Origin of the sequence: Gilliamella sp. CG16, assembly GCF_046635785.1 — a bacterium.
GTDB lineage: Bacteria > Pseudomonadota > Gammaproteobacteria > Enterobacterales > Orbaceae > Gilliamella > Gilliamella apicola_I.
Map to the genome: position 1 here is coordinate 17,597 of NZ_JBIDFL010000015.1, position 17,499 is coordinate 35,095.

Annotated in this window: 16 protein-coding genes and 1 riboswitch; of the genes, 11 read left to right on the forward strand and 5 right to left on the reverse strand. The window is 37.5% G+C overall.

The genetic code is table 11. The features are described from left to right. The first annotated feature begins 104 nt into the window (after positions 1-104). The 3 genes from folK (at position 105) to gluQRS (ending at position 2,113) form a co-directional block, all read left to right on the forward strand. Positions 105-590 (forward strand): 2-amino-4-hydroxy-6-hydroxymethyldihydropteridine diphosphokinase, encoded by a 486-nt coding sequence (folK, locus tag ACGH47_RS10840; RefSeq protein ID WP_411623400.1) that lies wholly within the window; start codon positions 105-107, stop codon positions 588-590. Between the two features lie 134 nt (positions 591-724). After that, positions 725-1,180, forward strand: coding sequence for an RNA polymerase-binding protein DksA (gene dksA / locus ACGH47_RS10845; RefSeq protein ID WP_065559802.1), 456 nt, complete (start codon positions 725-727; stop codon positions 1,178-1,180). Positions 1,181-1,222: 42 nt separating this feature from the next. Beyond that, complete coding sequence (gene gluQRS, locus ACGH47_RS10850; RefSeq protein WP_411590893.1) at positions 1,223-2,113, forward strand: tRNA glutamyl-Q(34) synthetase GluQRS; 891 nt, start codon at positions 1,223-1,225, stop codon at positions 2,111-2,113. Here gluQRS and moaA read toward each other — a convergent pair. Further along, positions 2,093-3,067: a GTP 3',8-cyclase MoaA gene (gene moaA, locus ACGH47_RS10855; protein WP_411623401.1), complete on the reverse strand. Its 975-nt coding sequence runs from the start codon at positions 3,065-3,067 to the stop codon at positions 2,093-2,095. The genes gluQRS and moaA overlap by 21 nt on opposite strands. Further along, a riboswitch (molybdenum cofactor riboswitch) is annotated at positions 3,062-3,192 on the reverse strand. Its footprint overlaps the gene before it by 6 nt. Before the next feature lie 389 nt (positions 3,193-3,581). Between moaA and ppnN the strand changes: the two genes are divergently transcribed. Then, positions 3,582-4,958, forward strand: a complete 1,377-nt coding sequence (gene ppnN, locus ACGH47_RS10860; protein WP_411623410.1) for a nucleotide 5'-monophosphate nucleosidase PpnN — start codon at positions 3,582-3,584, stop codon at positions 4,956-4,958. Between the two features lie 82 nt (positions 4,959-5,040). On the opposite strand, the gene radA is transcribed toward ppnN, so the two are convergent. Both radA and serB read right to left on the reverse strand, forming a co-directional pair. After that, entirely contained in the window at positions 5,041-6,420 is a 1,380-nt protein-coding gene (radA, locus tag ACGH47_RS10865) for a DNA repair protein RadA (protein ID WP_267349586.1), read from the reverse strand. A 9-nt stretch (positions 6,421-6,429) separates the two neighbouring features. Continuing rightward, positions 6,430-7,404, reverse strand: a complete 975-nt coding sequence (gene serB, locus ACGH47_RS10870) for a phosphoserine phosphatase (protein WP_267349584.1) — start codon at positions 7,402-7,404, stop codon at positions 6,430-6,432. Positions 7,405-7,580: 176 nt separating this feature from the next. On the opposite strand from serB, the gene ACGH47_RS10875 reads away from it, so the two are divergent. Beyond that, positions 7,581-8,108 carry an NAD(P)H-dependent oxidoreductase gene (locus ACGH47_RS10875; protein WP_411590887.1) on the forward strand — a complete coding sequence of 176 codons (528 nt, stop codon included), beginning with the start codon at positions 7,581-7,583 and terminating at the stop codon, positions 8,106-8,108. 54 nt (positions 8,109-8,162) lie between these two features. Here ACGH47_RS10875 and rsmB read toward each other — a convergent pair whose 3' ends face one another. Together rsmB and ACGH47_RS10885 are read right to left on the reverse strand one after the other, a co-directional pair. Beyond that, the gene (gene rsmB, locus ACGH47_RS10880) at positions 8,163-9,455 is read right to left on the reverse strand and encodes a 16S rRNA (cytosine(967)-C(5))-methyltransferase RsmB (RefSeq protein WP_411623402.1); all 1,293 of its coding nucleotides are present in this window, start codon (positions 9,453-9,455) and stop codon (positions 8,163-8,165) included. Between the two features lie 27 nt (positions 9,456-9,482). After that, positions 9,483-10,826, reverse strand: a complete 1,344-nt coding sequence (locus ACGH47_RS10885; RefSeq protein ID WP_220216029.1) for a Na+/H+ antiporter family protein — start codon at positions 10,824-10,826, stop codon at positions 9,483-9,485. Positions 10,827-11,239: 413 nt separating this feature from the next. Here ACGH47_RS10885 and ACGH47_RS10890 point away from each other — a divergent pair, with 413 nt between their 5' ends. The 6 genes from ACGH47_RS10890 to ACGH47_RS10915 all read left to right on the forward strand — a co-directional run bounded on the left by ACGH47_RS10890 (position 11,240) and on the right by ACGH47_RS10915 (position 17,486). After that, positions 11,240-12,061, forward strand: a complete 822-nt coding sequence (locus ACGH47_RS10890) for a sugar phosphate isomerase/epimerase family protein (RefSeq protein ID WP_220216030.1) — start codon at positions 11,240-11,242, stop codon at positions 12,059-12,061. Between the two features lie 45 nt (positions 12,062-12,106). Next, positions 12,107-12,979 carry a shikimate dehydrogenase gene (locus tag ACGH47_RS10895; RefSeq protein ID WP_267360698.1) on the forward strand — a complete coding sequence of 291 codons (873 nt, stop codon included), beginning with the start codon at positions 12,107-12,109 and terminating at the stop codon, positions 12,977-12,979. A gap of 134 nt (positions 12,980-13,113) precedes the next feature. Next, positions 13,114-13,878, forward strand: a complete 765-nt coding sequence (aroD, locus tag ACGH47_RS10900) for a type I 3-dehydroquinate dehydratase (RefSeq protein WP_267378965.1) — start codon at positions 13,114-13,116, stop codon at positions 13,876-13,878. A gap of 104 nt (positions 13,879-13,982) precedes the next feature. Beyond that, positions 13,983-14,831: an SDR family NAD(P)-dependent oxidoreductase gene (locus tag ACGH47_RS10905; RefSeq protein WP_220216033.1), complete on the forward strand. Its 849-nt coding sequence runs from the start codon at positions 13,983-13,985 to the stop codon at positions 14,829-14,831. Positions 14,832-14,942: 111 nt separating this feature from the next. Then, positions 14,943-15,230, forward strand: a complete 288-nt coding sequence (locus ACGH47_RS10910) for a putative quinol monooxygenase (protein ID WP_411623403.1) — start codon at positions 14,943-14,945, stop codon at positions 15,228-15,230. Between the two features lie 213 nt (positions 15,231-15,443). Further along, a complete protein-coding gene (locus ACGH47_RS10915) occupies positions 15,444-17,486 on the forward strand; it encodes an FAD-dependent oxidoreductase (RefSeq protein ID WP_411623404.1) in 2,043 nt (680 codons plus the stop codon). Positions 17,487-17,499 lie beyond the last annotated feature (13 nt).

Genomic DNA, 17,499 nt, shown 5'->3' on the forward strand with positions numbered 1-17,499 from the left:
CATTATGCAGTCGTCTTTTTCCCTTCATATAACTATTTTTGACTCATCATTAGTATGCTAATATAGATAACAAATGATTAACCTAAACTTTCACTTATCTAATTATGTCAACTTGTTATATCGCGTTAGGAAGTAACCTTGACGATCCTTTTGCTCAAGCAAATCGAGCAATAGCCGCTTTAACTCAATTGCCTCATACTCAACTGGTTGAAGTCTCGCCTTTTTACCGCAGTAAACCTTTAGGACCACAAGATCAAAATGATTATCTCAACGCTGTGATTAAGTTAACAACGAGCCTTTCACCAATTGAATTATTAGATGCCTTACAATCGATTGAAAAATCACAAGGGCGAGTTCGCAAAGATAATCGTTGGGGAGCAAGAACTTTAGATTTGGATATTCTTTTATATGATGATTTGATTATCAATAGTGAACGATTAACCATACCGCATTACCACATGAAAAACCGAGAATTTGTCCTTTATCCACTCTTTGATATTGAGCCAACACTGGTCTTTCCCGATAATGACAAATTGTCAGATCTTGTTGCTAAGTGTCCTAAAAATGACATGAAACAGTGGATAGCATAATTATATACATTAATACATATAGTTATGTTAATTTGCTCTAATTATGTAAAAAAAATCATAAAAAAATTTTGCCAATGGCTAATTTATTGCTATAGTTTAGCGCTTGCAAATAATCTGTACTTAAGGGGATTGCTGTGAAAAAGGAACAAAAAGTTAATACATCTTCTCTTAGCCTGCTTTCAATTGCTGGGCTTGAGCCTTATAAAGAGGCGAAAGGCGAGGAGTATATGAACCCTAAGCAATTGAAACATTTCAAACTTATCTTAGAAGCATGGCTTGCGCAATTACAAGGCGAAATGGGCAAAACAGTCTCGCACATGCAAGATGAGGCTGCAAATTTTCCAGATCCAGCTGACCGAGCAACTCAAGAAGAGGAGTTCAGTCTAGAGTTAAGAGCACGCGATAGAGAACGTAAACTGATCAAAAAAATTGAAAAGACATTAAAGAAAATTGAAACTGATGATTTTGGTTTTTGTGAATCTTGTGGCGTTGAGATTGGTATTCGTCGTCTTGAAGCTAGACCTACGGCGGATCTATGTATCGATTGTAAAACGTTAGCGGAACTTCGCGAAAAACAAATGGGAATGTAATTTTAATTACTTTCCTCAAACATTACACTACCAGATAAGCCCATGTGCTATATTGGTCGTTTTGCTCCCTCACCATCCGGACCATTACATTTTGGTTCGTTGGTGACGGCTCTCGGTAGCTATTTACAAGCTAAAGCTTATCAAGGTAAATGGTTAGTCCGTATTGAAGATATCGATCCACCACGCGAAGTCAAAGGCGCTTCCTCACTCATTTTAAAAACATTAGAAATATTCAATCTGTTTTGGGATGATGATGTTCTATACCAATCAACATGTAGTGAGCGTTATCAATCGGTATTGCAATCATTACTATCCAAACAGCAAGCCTACTATTGCGACTGTTCGAGACAACGAATCCATCATCTTACCAATCATATTTATGATGGCTTTTGCCGTCAGCGAAATTTAACCCCGAACCACCAGCAGCATTTAGCCATTCGGTTAAAGCAAACCCATCCAATCTTTGAATTTGAAGATAACATTCTTGGATTACAAACAGTTGAACCAGCCAGTGCGCAAGAAGATTTTATTATTCACCGAAAAGATGGACTATTTGCTTATAATTTGGTGGTCGTTCTGGATGATCATCAGCAAGGCATTACCGAAATAGTTCGTGGTGCTGATTTGCTACCGGTTACCGCAAAACAGATATCACTTTATCAACAGTTAGGCTTTACCGCTCCAACCTATTGCCATTTACCACTCGTCTTAGATCATAATGGTAATAAACTGTCGAAACAAAATCATGCTAAACCAATCGAATTGGATAATCCAACCTCATTAACCATTCAAGCACTGCAATTTTTAGGGCAACAGATACCACAAGATTGGCAAGATGCAACCCAACAACAATTGTTAGATTGGGCAATAGCACATTGGCAGCTTTCAACTATCCCGAAACAAAATGCAGTATTAACCACCAATGTAAGATAAGTTAGGCATCATACCCACTAGATTATCGTGTAATCGATGTTTTTCTGGTTTGACTACCAATGAAGCAAGAATGCGTGATTTAAGTTGTGCTTTTTGGTCTGCTCTGACCAGTAAATCACGTAAATCAATCGCCGAATCACCAAACAGACAATAGTGTAACTGCCCAATTGATGACACTCGCAATCGATTGCAACTTTTACAAAAATCTTTTGAATATGGCATGATAAGACCAATTTTACCTTGATAATCATCATGCGCATAAACTTTTGCCGGCCCTGATAGAGCTTGCTTCGGTTGTAACTGCCAACCTTGCTCAATTAATTGACGTTCAATTGATTGACCAGCTAAGTGATAACGATGAAATAAATTACGGCTTTCATTGGTTTCCATAAGCTCGATAAAACGCAACTCAACCGGTCTGTATTTAATCCAAGATAAATAGTCTGATAAATGGCTATTGAGATCTTTCATTAAAACAGTATTAATCTTCACTTTCGGTATGCCAATTTCTAACGTTTTTTCAATGCCAGCAATCAGCTCTTTCAGCTTATCTTGACCTGTGATTAGTTTGAATATATGGGGGGAAAAACTATCTATACTAATGTTGATTGAATTTAGACCAGCTTGATGCCAATGGTTGATATTTTTTAATAACCGTGTGCCATTGGTCGTGATTGCAAGCTCACGAATACTGGGATAAGCCGAAATAACCGACAAAATTTCGGTAAAATCTCGACGCAATGTCGGCTCCCCGCCCGTAAGTCGAATTTTATGAACACCAAGCTCAGCAAATGTTGACACAATATTATCAATTTCATTAAGCGATAAAAAATGGTGAAGCTTATTTGGATGATAACCATTGGGTAAACAATACTGACATTTAAAATTACATAGTTCGGTAATCGACAAACGCAGATATTGAAATCGACGCTGATAATTATCCACTAATTGCATATAAAAAAAACACCTTATCCAAATCGGGAAGCATAGCCATTTCTGCGCTATACCGCGGCTAATTCACCATATGAAACAGGCCAAGGCAACACTTAGGTAAAAAAGCTTCAGAGTTTGGTTTAGTCTAACATAGACAATATTTTTTGACTATAATCAATTAATCAATTCGAACATTCTGAATAAAATTGTAAGGTTAAGTTAATTCATCACTGTTTTCATCATTTTCAACTATTTAGAATAACAATTACTGCTTTCTCAACGATTATTCGCTTTAAATTAATCATTTAGCACAACAATATTAATTGATTTATTTACATCCAAATAAAGTCAGAGGTATATTAATATCAAATAAATTTAATTATGATAAATCAATCCTTTTGCTGTATTTCAATTATTCAATAGGATAATTACGATAAAATTGAAAAAAGTTCATTTTATAAACTTTACTTATTCAATCTGTTTGAGTATATAATAACTCCTTTGTCGATAAAACCGTCAAATGGAGGTTGTGATGATTACCACCCATATAAGTCCATTAGGATCTATGGATTTACTCGCTCAAGCTGAAGTGGATATTCTAAAGAGATCAGCAAATAGTGAATTATATCAATTATTTCGAAATTGCTCATTGGCAACACTGAATGCGGGTAGTAAAACCGATAATACGAAAGAGCTATTAGATAGGTTTCAATCGTTCGAAATTAATGTGATTAGTAAAGAACGAGGCGTTAAGCTAGAGCTCATCGATGCGCCGGAAAGTGCTTTTGTGGATAAACGCATTATCCGTTCAATTCAAGCTAACCTTTTTGCGGTGTTGCGCGATATTCTTTTTTTAAATAGTCAAATCAGTGCTGTTAAGCAATTAGTGTCGAATGTCAACCTTGATAAAGATCATTCCTATTATATTACTAATTTGGTTTTTTCGATTTTACGTAATGCTAATGCGCTACATGTCGGCGAAGAGCCTAATCTTGTGGTTTGCTGGGGTGGTCACTCAATTAATGAAAACGAATATTATTATGCCCGTCAAGTCGGTATGCAGTTAGGGCTACGTGAGCTTAATATCTGCACTGGCTGTGGCCCCGGCATTATGGAAGCTCCCATGAAAGGCGCCGCTGTTGGTCATGCTCAGCAACGCTATAAAGATAGCCGTTTTATTGGGATGACTGAACCTTCAATTATTGCCGCTGAACCACCTAATGCCTTGGTCAATGAGCTTATCATCATGCCAGATATTGAAAAACGGCTTGAAGCTTTTGTCCGTATGGCACACGGTATTATTATCTTCCCTGGTGGTCCGGGTACTGCTGAGGAACTGCTCTATATTTTAGGCATTATGTTAAACCCAGCAAATAAAGATCAGACATTGCCACTTATCTTAACTGGCCCTAAAGAATGCGAAGGCTATTTTGCTGCCATTGATGACTTTATTCGCCAAACCTTAGGCGAAGAAGCCACCAAGCTTTATCAAATTATTATTGATTCTCCAGAACAAGTTGCACGTATTATGAAAAAAGGGGTTAAACATGTAAAATCCTCACGCTTAAAAACAGGTGATGCTTACGGTTTTAACTGGCTCCTTAAAATTGATGGTTCGTTACAACAACCTTTTGAACCCATTCATGAAAATATGGCTTCATTGAATTTACACAAAGATCAGTCTGTGGAATTATTAGCCGCTGATTTACGTCGTGCATTTTCGGGAATTGTTGCCGGTAATGTGAAGGAGTTTGGCATGAAACAAATTGCTGAACGAGGCCCTTATAAGTTACAAGGCGATAAGGAAATAATGAAACAGTTGGATGATTTATTACGTAGCTTTGTTAAACAAGATCGGATGAAATTACCGGGTGGAACGGCTTATCAACCTTGTTATGAGATCTGTTATTAACACATCATCTAAAATAGCTTATTCAACTGTTATTTTGCCGGTATTTTTTATCGGCAAAATAACAGACGCATCAACCAATTAGCTATAAATCATTCAAAATATCTAAAGCTTCAGAAACTTTTTTGACACCAAAAACTTGCATATTTTCAGGTCTCTTTTTCGGCATATTGGCAATCGGTACTATCGCTTTTTTAAAGCCATGTTTTGCCGCTTCAGAAATCCGCTCTTGACCACTTGGCACAGGGCGAATCTCGCCACCTAAGCCAATCTCGCCAAAAATAACCACATCTTGTGGCAGTGGACGATTTCGAAAACTTGATACTAAGGCGGCAATCAAAGCTAAATCGGCACTGGTTTCAGTAACTTTTACACCACCGACGACATTAACGAAAATGTCTTGGTCAGCCATTTGTAATCCACCATGCCGATGCAAGACAGCCAGTAAAAGGGCTAATCGATTCTGATCAAGCCCAACTGTTACGCGTCTTGGATTCCCATACATTGAATGGTCTACCAGCGCTTGAATCTCAACCAATAATGGACGTGTCCCTTCCCATAACACCATCACCGAGCTACCGGGTAGCATTTCATCCCCACGACTTAAAAAAATCGCTGATGGATTACTGACTTCTTTCAATCCTTGCTCGGTCATCGCAAAAACACCTAATTCATTCACTGCACCAAACCGGTTTTTATGGCTACGCAACGTCCTAAATCTGGAATCCGCATCACCATCTAATAAAATTGAACAATCGATGCAGTGTTCAAGGACTTTAGGACCGGCAAGTGACCCATCTTTAGTAACATGTCCAACCATAATAATGGCTATGCCTTTGGTTTTAGCAAAACGAGTTAAATAAGCAGCGGTTTCCCGCACTTGAGCGACACTCCCCGGCGATGATTGAATATCAGCAAGATGCATAACTTGAATGGAATCAATAACCATGAGTTTAGGTTGTGATTGTTCAGCCAGCAAACAGATCTGCTCAATACTGGTTTCTGACAGCATATTAATATTATCTGTAGGTAGTCCTAAGCGATGAGCACGCATAGCCACTTGCTGTAAGGACTCTTCGCCCGTCACATAAAGGGTGTTCATTTGCGTTGAAAGCTTACTCATGGTTTGTAATAACAGGGTACTTTTACCGGCACCCGGATTACCCCCAATGAGAATTGCACTACCAGGGACAACACCACCCCCTAACACTCGGTCAAATTCGGAAAAGCCGGTAGAGAATCTAGGTAACGCTTCTAAACTGATTTCAGACAGTTTTTGAATTTTTGCCTGTCCAACGCCACTACCTGCATAACCGGTTAACCGATCATTGCGTGATGATGCACTTGCCAGCCTAACTTCGGTAATGGTATTCCAAGCATGACATGCACTACATTGACCTTGCCAACGAGGATAATCTGCACCACAATCATTACAAACAAAAGCACGTTTAACGGTTTTTGCCAACTTAATCTCCTAACCTTCACTTAATAAACTGGTCGATAAGATACACCATAATCCAGTTAAATCTGCATAATTAATGCTAATTCGTGCCTTTTCAACCACTTTAGGTTTACCATGATAAGCCACACCAAGACCTGCAATCCGAATCATCATTAAATCATTTGCACCATCGCCAATAGCAACCGTTTGTTCAATGGGTATATCTAACGATGCAGCTAAATTCTGTAATGTTCGAGCTTTAAATTTAGCATCGACTATTTGACCCGTCACTTTACCGGTTAATTTATCATTTTTGATTTCTAATTCATTTGCATAAGCATCGACCAATTTTAATTTTTGTTTTAAATGGTCGGCAAAATAGGTAAATCCCCCTGATGCGATAGCGACATACCAATTTCTTTTTTGTAATTCTTTAACTAGATAAGTCAGTCCCGATGTCAAAGGTAAGCCATTTTTTACTTGCTGTAAAAGTTCTTGAGGAGCTCCTTTCAAGGTTGCAACTCGCTTACGTAAGCTGGTCGCAAAGTCTAACTCGCCCCGCATAGCTTGCTCGGTGACAGCCGCTACCTGATGTCCAACACCATATAATTTGGCAAGTTCATCGATGCATTCAATTTTAATCGCCGTGGAATCCATATCCATAACAAGCAAACCCGGTGAGTGTAAGGTTGGTAAATTATCAATAGGTGATACATCAATGCCTAATGCTAGGGAAATAGATTTTGCCTTTTTAGGCATAACGCCAGCAATCCGGACAATTTGGTAAGTTTTAATTTTCCAAGAAGAAACTATTACCATTGGCATCGCCAACTGATTTTGGAATTTTGACAGTATCGTTTTATTTAATTTTTTACCATAGATGATCCAACCTGTTTTACCTGCATTATAGTCAAGCGGAACCACTTCACAACCATTCAAAGATAAAGGTAAACCTTGCCAGTTTTGAATATTTTCGGGGAGATCACTATAGGTGAGAGTATAAGCCATTACAAATATCTTTATAACACAAAATAAACCGAGAATTTACCACATCTACTAAAAATTGTCCAAGCGACCAATAATTAACCTATATTTTAGTTTATACTAGTATTATTTTTATACTAGTATATAGTTTATACAATTGAGTAACGTGCATTTTTTACATAAAAGGAAAGGAAATTACTATGACATTAATGATTTTAGGCCATCCCAATATGGCGCAATCCATTGCTAACAAAACAATTATTGAGACATTACAGCAAACTGTTACCGATCTTGAAATCCGAAATATACATCAACTTTACCCTAATTATCAAATCGATGTAGAACAAGAACAAGCCGCATTATTGAGACATGATCTTATTATTCTTCAATATCCTATGTATTGGTTTAATATGCCTGCAATATTAAAGTTATGGTTTGATGAAGTGTTGACTTACCAATTTGCTTATGGCTCACAAGGTGATAAATTAAAAGGTAAAAAGTTATTGCAGAGTTTAACAATAGGGCAAAAAAGTTACCAAGAATACGGTGAAAATTTAATTGACCACTTTCTTGAATCAGTAAAATTTTCGTCTCTGTATATACAAATGGAATATCTTCCACCAGCATTATTATATGGTGTATCACCATTTGATGATAAAACAGAAATAAAAACCAAAGCCTTAAAACATGGACAGGAATTAGCTGAATTGATAAAAAGTTACTGCTAATGACAAAATGTGATGATATAGCGTGAGGCAGACATCATCACATTAAACGTTCTGTTAGCTATGTTTGGTTAAAACCGCATAAAAAAACCCATCACCGCCGTTGTCGGTAGGTAAAAACTGTTTAACCTCGCCTTGCAATTTTGCATCACTATTTTCGTGTAAAAAACGCTCAATTTGCAATCTATTCTCTTCTGGAAGAATTGAACAAGTCGCATAGACTAAAGTACCACCTGTTTTTAAATAAGACCAAATATTCGTTAAGATCGCATGTTGTAACTCAGTGAGTTGGGCTATATCACTATCACGACGTAACCATTTTATATCTGGATGACGCCGAATAACACCCGTAGCTGAACATGGGGCATCAAGTAAAATCCGGTCAAATTGACGCCCTGCGCACCATTTTTCTGGCGTTAATCCATCACCAACTTTCACTTCAGCACATTGTTTTAAACGCGTTAAATTATCATTAATCCGTTTAGCACGACTCGCATCAACATCAACCGCTAGTACTTGAGCATTTGGAGCGACTTCTAAAATATGTGTAGTTTTACCACCAGGTGCGGCACACATATCTAAAATTTGCTCGCCATTTTGCGGGGCAAGTAGATAAGCCGCATATTGTGCAGACAAGTCTTGTACGGTCACCACACCTTCAGAAAAATAAGGCAATTTGGTCACATTAACAGGTTGTAATAATCTAATGGCGGAAGGTATAACTGTACAAGCTTGTGACTCAATACCTGCTTCGGTAAGCAGTTGTTGGTACTCACTCACTGAATAGTGATTAAGATTCACTCGCAACCACATCGGAGGTTTTTGATTATTAGCCGCTACAATTGCTTGCCACTGCTGTGGATAGGCTTGCTTAAGACGCGTTAGTAACCACGTCGGATGGAGAGTTCGGGCGGTATCTTGTTTACTGTCTTGCGTGAATTGGTTTGTTAAAACAGCTTGTTGACGTAAAAATTCCCGCAACACACCATTAATTAATCCTTTGAGAGCGATTTTTTTTAATTCCTTAACCGCGTTAACTGTTTCTCCTACTGCTGCATGCTCCGGAATACGGGTATAGAGAACTTGGTAAACACCCACTAACAATAAATAGTGTAAAACTCTATTTTTACCAGTAAGCACTTTGTTCATCAAGCTATGAATATAGAAATTCAGTTCAGGTAATACCCGCATTACCCCGAAACAGATTTCTTGAACTAACGCTTTATCTTTATCGGCAATTTTAGGATTTAAAGTCATCAATGCAGAACTAAGCGATTGCCCTTCTTCCAACACATTAAAAATAGCCTGAGCACAAACCGCTCGGATATTTTGATATAACTTGTTATTCATAAGCAATGACAGCCTTTATTAATGTTATTACAGAATTAACGATCCAACCCAACCCGCAATAAATAAAGGGATATTAAAATGGGTGAATGTTGGAATAACACTATCACGAATATGATCATGCTGACCATCACTATTAAGCCCAGCCGACGTTGCTAAAATAGTATCAGAAGGCGGAGAACCAGCATCACCAATCGCCCCAGAAGCACCAATTAAACAAACTGTTGCAATAGGTGAAAAGCCAAGCTGAATACAAAGTGGGACATAGATTGCCGCAATAATAGGCACCGTCGAGAATGACGAACCGATACCTAACGTGATCACCAATCCGACTAACATCATCATAAATGAAGCAATAACTTTATTACCCGCGAATAAAGCAGCACTGTTAATCACTAACGGTTCAATATCATTTGTTTGTTTTAGCACTTCGGCAAAGCCTTGGGCAGAAATCATAACAAAACCAATCATGGCCATCATTTTAATGCCATCGGTAAAAACGCCGTCTGCTTCACCCCATTTAATGGTTCCCGAAACAATAAAGCAAATAAAACCAATTAGCGCCCCTAAAATCATTGAACCTGTATAAAGTTGGATAGCAAAAGAGAGAACAATCGCCAATAGAGACACAATAAGTGAACGCTTATTTACACTATTTACTGTTTCTAAATTCGTCTCTTCACGAATAATTTTATATTCTCTTGGTTTACGGTAACTGACAAAAATTGCCCAAAGTAGCCCAACAAACATCCCTAGCGCGGGTATCGCCATAGCATGCATTACATTCACATGACTAACATCCATGCCGGATGCAGTGATATTTTTTAATAAAATTTGATTTAAAAAGATATTACCAAAACCAACCGGTAAGAACATATAAGGTGTAATGAGTCCAAATGTCATAATACAGGCAATCATTCGTCGATCTAACTGTAATCGAGACATCACATACAATAGTGGTGGGATTAACAGTGGAATAAAAGCAATATGGATAGGTATGATATTTTGTGAAGAAATACTCACCAACGCAATAATAATAATTAATAACCATTTTATGCGTTTTTTAGCACTGCTTGTTGTCAGCTGTTTAACCGCTTTATCCGCTAATAATTCAGGCAATCCCGATTTTGAAATTGCAACTGCAAAAGCACCAAGCATAGCATAAGAAAGAGCGATATTTGCACCATTGCTAATACCTGTATTGAATGCATCAATTGTTTGTTTTAACGTTAAATGGCTAAATAAACCACCAACAAAGGCACCAATAATTAAGCTAATTACCACATGAACACGGCAAAGAGATAAAATTAACATACAAATTACCGCAATAACCACAGCGTTTATTGACGATAAAAGCTCAAAAACTGTATTCATAGATATATTCTCTTAAATAAACAAAGTTAATTATTTTAGTGGATGACTATAGAAAGTGCAATTGATAGTAAATGCTGGCTTGTAACCATGATTATTCTAAAAATAGTTGACGTCTAAATGGATTTTAAGTGACAGATTAAAATAAAAAGCAAAATCAACACATTGCTCAATAAACTCCCCATATTTTTTATAACTGTCTGATTAATTTTTTATTGATAAAGATCTCATTTTGATAAAAATCCTTTTTTTATCCTTGCTAATTACAGAATAAATGGCTATTTTAAATAATAGATATTTTTAATAGAAATCATTATATTTATAGAAATATAATAATGAATCATAATGTGGCTTATTTAAAAATTACACTAATTTTATGCTTTAGATGAATTAAATTTTTAATTAAGGAGAAAGATATGTCTAACCGTCCAATTGGATTGGCAGCGTTAACTGTCTTAGATGTTTCACCTGCTAACCAAGTCCTCGTTGCAGCAGAAGCGGGTTATACTCATGTCGGTTTGAGGCTTATACCGGCTACGCCAACTGAACCGGTATATGCGACCGTCGGCGATACGCCATTGGTTCGAGAAATTGAACGCCGTTTAAAAGAGACAGGAATTAAGGTATTAGATATAGAAATCTTCCGTTTAAAACCCGATACCCGTGTCATTAACTTTTTACCCGTACTGGAAACGGGCGCAAGATTAGGTGCCAGTCAGGTACTTTTGGCGGGTAACGATCCCGATCAAAATCGACTAGCCGATAATTTTGCCCAGCTTTGTGACATTGCCGCTCCCCTTGGCATTGCTATCAATATCGAACCGATGCCATGGACGAACATCCCTGGCGTCAATGCCGGAGTTGAACTGCTAAAAAAAGCGAATCAAAACAATCAAGGTATGATAATTGATCCCCTGCATTTTGATCGAGGTCCAAATACCCTTGACGATTTGAAAAAAGTACCTAAAGATTGTTGGCGTTATATGCAACTGTGTGATGGTACCAAAGAAAAACCTCAAGACACAGAAGGACTACTTTATCAAGCCCGTAATTATCGTTTATCGCCGGGGCGTGGTGGTATTGACCTTGTATCTTTGTTGAAAGCTTTACCTGAAATGCCGATTTCAATTGAATGTTGTAATGACGAATTAGCTTTATCTAAATCCCCAATTGAACGCGCTAAAATGTATATTGAAGATACACGTGCATTATTAAAACGTGTTGCTGAACAATCTTAATTGTTAACGCTTTATTGAAAAAAAGCGTGTAGTGGAGAATTTTTAATGAGAAATAATATTGACGGCCATTATTTATTGATTGGTTTAATGGCTTATCCAATACGTCACAGTTTATCACCGCAAATGCAAAACACTATTTATTCAAAACTAAATATCCCTTATATTTATTTGGCTTTTGAAGTTGATCAAGAAAAATTACCCGATGCAATAAAAGGTCTTCGTGCCTTAGGTTTGCGAGGTAGTGCGGTATCGATGCCCAATAAACAATTGGTTTGCCAATATCTTGATAAGTTAACACCTGCGGTTGAAATGAGTGGGGCTTGCAATACAATTTCGAATGATAACGGCATATTAACCGGTTATAACACCGACGGCATTGGCTATATGCGCATGTTGAAAGAAGCAGGCATTGATGTCATAGGTAAAAAAATGACGATTCTTGGCGCAGGCGGTGCAGCAACAGCTATTGTAGTACAAGCTGCGCTTGATGGTGTGAAAGAGATCGCCATCTTCAATCAGAAAGATGACTGCTATGCAAAAATTGAAGCAATTGCAAAAAAATTAAATGAAAACACACCATGTAAAGTCAGTGTGACCGACCTTGCAGATAAAGAGCAACTCCGTCAAGCCATTGCCACCAGTGAAGTACTTTGTAACGCTACAGGTGTTGGAATGAAACCATTAGAAGGGCAAAGTTTAATTACTGATCCAACGATGTTAAGACCGGATCTTGTCGTAACAGACTGTATTTATAGCCCACGTAAGACCAAATTGCTTGAAATCGCCGAACAGCAAGGTTGTAAAACTTTAAATGGGATTGGCATGATGCTTTGGCAAGGTGCAGCGCAAATCAAAATTTGGACGGGTGAAGATGCACCTATTGAGTATGTAAAAGAAAAAATGGGATTTAATGATTAGTCGATAAGTAATCTTTTTACCTAATAATCAAATTAAAAATGAGTTAGCAGATTATTTTATGTTATTGTCTGATTTGAATCACACAATATAAGATTAATCATTATAAACATAATCTTTTACCAACAGGATATAAAATGAAAACAGTTACAACCAAAAATCTAGTTATAGGATCGGGTGCGCCGAAAATTATTGTCCCAATTGTGGGGAAAACTGAAACCGAACTACTTGATGAAGTCACATTTTTACAATCGATAGATTTTGACGTTTTGGAGTGGCGAGTAGATCACTTCACCCAAGTTGATAATATTGATACTGTGAAAACTGTTGCTAAAAAAATTGCAACCTTATTACCGAGCAAACCTATTTTATTTACCTTTCGTACCGCTAATGAAGGTGGAGTAAAACCGTGGCCACTAACCGATTATCTTGAATTAAACAAAGAAATAGCTAAGAGTGGACTGGTCGATCTGGTCGATGTTGAAGTCTTTATCGGCGATCAATACGTAAAAGAAATTATTAATGTAGCGCATCAACATAATGTATTGGTTGTCACATCTAACCATGACTTTGAAAAAACACCTGCGAAAAACGATATCATTTCTCGATTACGTAAAATGCAAGATTTAGGTGCTGATATTCCCAAAATTGCGGTTATGCCACAGACCACAGATGACGTCCTTACCTTATTAGCGGCAACCACAGAAATGAATGAAAAATATGCAACCAGACCCATCATTACCATGTCAATGGCAGGGCTGGGGGCAATTAGCCGAGTGGCAGGAACAACATTTGGTTCAGCAATGACATTTGGAGCAGCTAAAAATGCCTCAGCACCGGGGCAATTAGATGTCAAACAGTTACGTTATATTTTAGATGTGTTGTATCAAAGTAAACAGTAGGTTAAATAATTTGGTACTTACTTTGACATTAAGATTTAATCAAACAGAAAGATATGCGAAGAAAGTATAAATAAAAGTTATCAAGTTGAACAATAGGAGTTTTTATGAGCCAAAGTTGGTTAGGATTAGAAAATGATGTTTGTGTCATCACAGGTGCAATTGGTGGCATGGGCTCCGAAATTTGCCGTGAATTTGCCAAACAAAAAGCGAATCTCGTACTTATCGATTTAGATGAAACAAAATGTCAACAACTCGCTAAATCGTTAAGTAATGAATACGGTATAAAAGCAATCGGTCTTGCCTGTAATACCACTAACGAAGCACAAGTAGATGCAGCGGTCGCAAAAGTAAAACAAGAATTTGGACGTTGTGATGTACTGGTTAATACTGCAGCGATTTTACGTTTTTGTCCGATTGAAGACCTTCCTCTTGATGAATGGAATACTACCGTTAATATTAACCTAACAGGATATTTCCTTATGTCTCAACGTTTTGGGCGTTTAATGATTGAGCAAAAATCAGGTCGTATGGTGCATATCTCAACGGTGGCGTCGCACACGCCTGAAACTTACAGTGGTGCTTACAGTTCAACCAAAGCTGGGGTTTCGATGATGTCTAAACAATTTGCTGCTGAATGGGGACAATTTGGTATTCGCAGTAATGCAGTCTGTCCATGTTTTGTCAAAACACCTTTATCAAAAAAATTCTATGAAGATAAAGAAGTTGAACAAGGTCGTACGCGTATGATTGCCAGCCGTCGTATTGGTGAAACCATTGATATTGCTAATGCTGTTTTATATTTGGCAAGTAAACGTTCTGATTATTCAAATGGTACTGAGCTTGTGGTTGATGGTGGTTACGAAGTAATGCTTGGAGATTTAGTCCCTCGTCCGGGTGGTCGTCGCCAATTTGCAGAACAACAACATGCGGCTTCGAAAGCATCGAACAAATAAAAAATATCAGTCAATTAGGCTTATAGCTCACGACCGTGATCATGGTGGTTAATTGGCTTTTTAGGATTTGAAAACCACAATCAAAATAGAGAATAACCATAAGGAGTATCGATGTGTGAGCTAAATATTATTGCAATACATGAGGTAAAACCAGAGTGGGTAAACGAATATCAACAAGCTGCCCTAAAAGTGCGGAATGAAAGCAGAAAAGAAGTTGGTTGCATTCGTTATGAACTCAGTCTGGATACCAATAACCAACATATTTTTATTTTCTCAGAAATATGGGCAAACCAAGCTGCCATTGAGTTTCATAATACGACTGCTCATTTTATGGAATTTAAACAATTCTTAGAGAATAAATTAGTCGATAGAAAATGGTATAAAACGAAAAAATTCTAATTAAATAGATAACGAATTCTCGTAATGGCTCGCGCTTAGCATAACGCGAGCCATTCTAGTTTTCATCTATTTATAGGTAAAATGAATACATTAAACTTGATCTATAAAATATAAACATAAGTTAGCAATGGATTTATTATTAACTTTAACACGTTTTGAAGACTATTTTGCAATGTTTGATAGAGAAATTATTTAAATAAAAAGGAGACAAATATGCCCAATTTTTCAGCTATATTTGAACCGTTTGTAATTAATAAAACAACTATACGCAACAGAATTGTTATGCCACCGATAGGGACTAACTTTGCCACATTACATGGCGAAATGGTGGATGACCATATTCAATACTATGAACAACGAGCAAAAGGCGGAACTGGGCTTATTATCCTTGAAAACGTATGTGTTGATTTTCCTTATGGTACTAACGGTACCACACAACTGAGAATCGACAACGATCAATACATTCCCGGATTGTATAAATTTACCGAACGTATGCACAAGCATGGGGCATCGGTCGCAGTACAAATTAATCATGCAGGCGCATCCGCTTACCCCGGTCGCTTAAATGGCTTGCAACCCATTTCTTCATCCAATATACCGTCTAAAACAGGTGGCAATATTCCCAGACCAGCAACGATTGAAGAGCTTCATGATATTGTTAAACAATATGGACTAGCAGCTCACAGAGCCCAAAGAGCCGGTTTTGATGCTGTTGAAATTCATGCCGGACACTCATATTTGCTGAGTCAATTTTTATCACCGCTGTATAACAACCGTACAGATGAATTTGGAGGCAGTATCGAAAACCGAGCAAGATTAATTCGTCTGGTTATTGATGAAATGCGTAGCAAAGTCGGCCCTTTCTTTCCAATCCTTTTACGGATTAGTGCGGTCGATTTTGTAGATGGAGGAAATACTTTAGACGATACCTTAGCTATTTTAGAACACCTGAGTGAGGGTGTGGATGTTTTTGATGTATCTGCCGCCCAAAATGATACTATCCAATTTCAGATTGATCAGATGAATCTCCCAGACGGTTGGCGTTCTTACATGGCAAAAGCTGTGCGAGATAAATTTAATAAACCGACCATTGCGTCTGGTAACTTTCGAGACCCGTCAATCATCGCCAAAACAATTGAAGAAGGGATTGCTGATTTTGTCGTTTTAGGGCGGGGGCTAATTGCCGAACCTTATTGGGTTGAAAAAGTACAAAATAACGAAATCGACACATTAAGAAAATGTATTTCATGTAATATTGGTTGTGCAGATCATCGCATTGCGAGATCTAAACCAATTCGCTGTACAGTTAATCCGGATATTATCAGTTATGAAGACTATAAACGCTATCAGATCTCAACCCCGCTTAATGTTGTTGTAGTGGGAGGCGGAACGGCTGGACTTGAAGCCGCATGCACAGCAGCAGAAGTCGGATGTAATGTTACATTATATGAAGAAAAGCCTTTTTTGGGTGGTCTGTCAATGATGATTTCTCGATTTCCATATAAACAACGTATTGCCGATTTACCTAAATTTCTTATCAACCGTGCCAAAAGTTTAAAAAATCTCACAATCAATCTTAATACACGAGCAACGCCTGAAATAATCGAAAAATTACAACCCGATTTAGTGATTAGTGCAACCGGTTCAAAACCTTTATTACCCCCTATTAAAGGATTACACGATCAGCTTAGTGCACCAAACAGACAAGTATTTTCGATTTTTGATATCATGGAAGACTTCAATCAATTTACCGATATTGCCAATAAAAAAGTGGTTGTCATCGGTGGGGGAGCTGTCGGGCTGGATGTCGTTGAATATTTTTCTGAAAACAACGCCAAGGCGGTTTCCATTGTTGAAATGAAGCCTGCTATGGCTGAAGATTTGGATTATATTGGTCGTATTTCTATGATGACCATGCTCAAACATAATCAGGTTGATGTTCATCTTTCAACAACTTTACTGGAAGTCGCTGAAAATCACTTTTTAGTTAAAGATAAAGATGGTCACCAATTTAAATTAGAATTCGATTATGGTTTTGTCTGTTTAGGAATGCTAAGTGAAAACACCTTTAGCCAAGCTTTTTCTGAACATCCAACTAAAAATAACTATGTTTATCATAAAATTGGCGATTGTAAACAAGCTCGTAAACTTATCGATGGCATGCGTGAAGGACGAGATGTTATTACCCTGATCCAACGATTGGAGAGGATAAAAAACAAAGAGATTCGTGGAGTTGATATCAATAAACATTTATAATGCTTTCAACTAT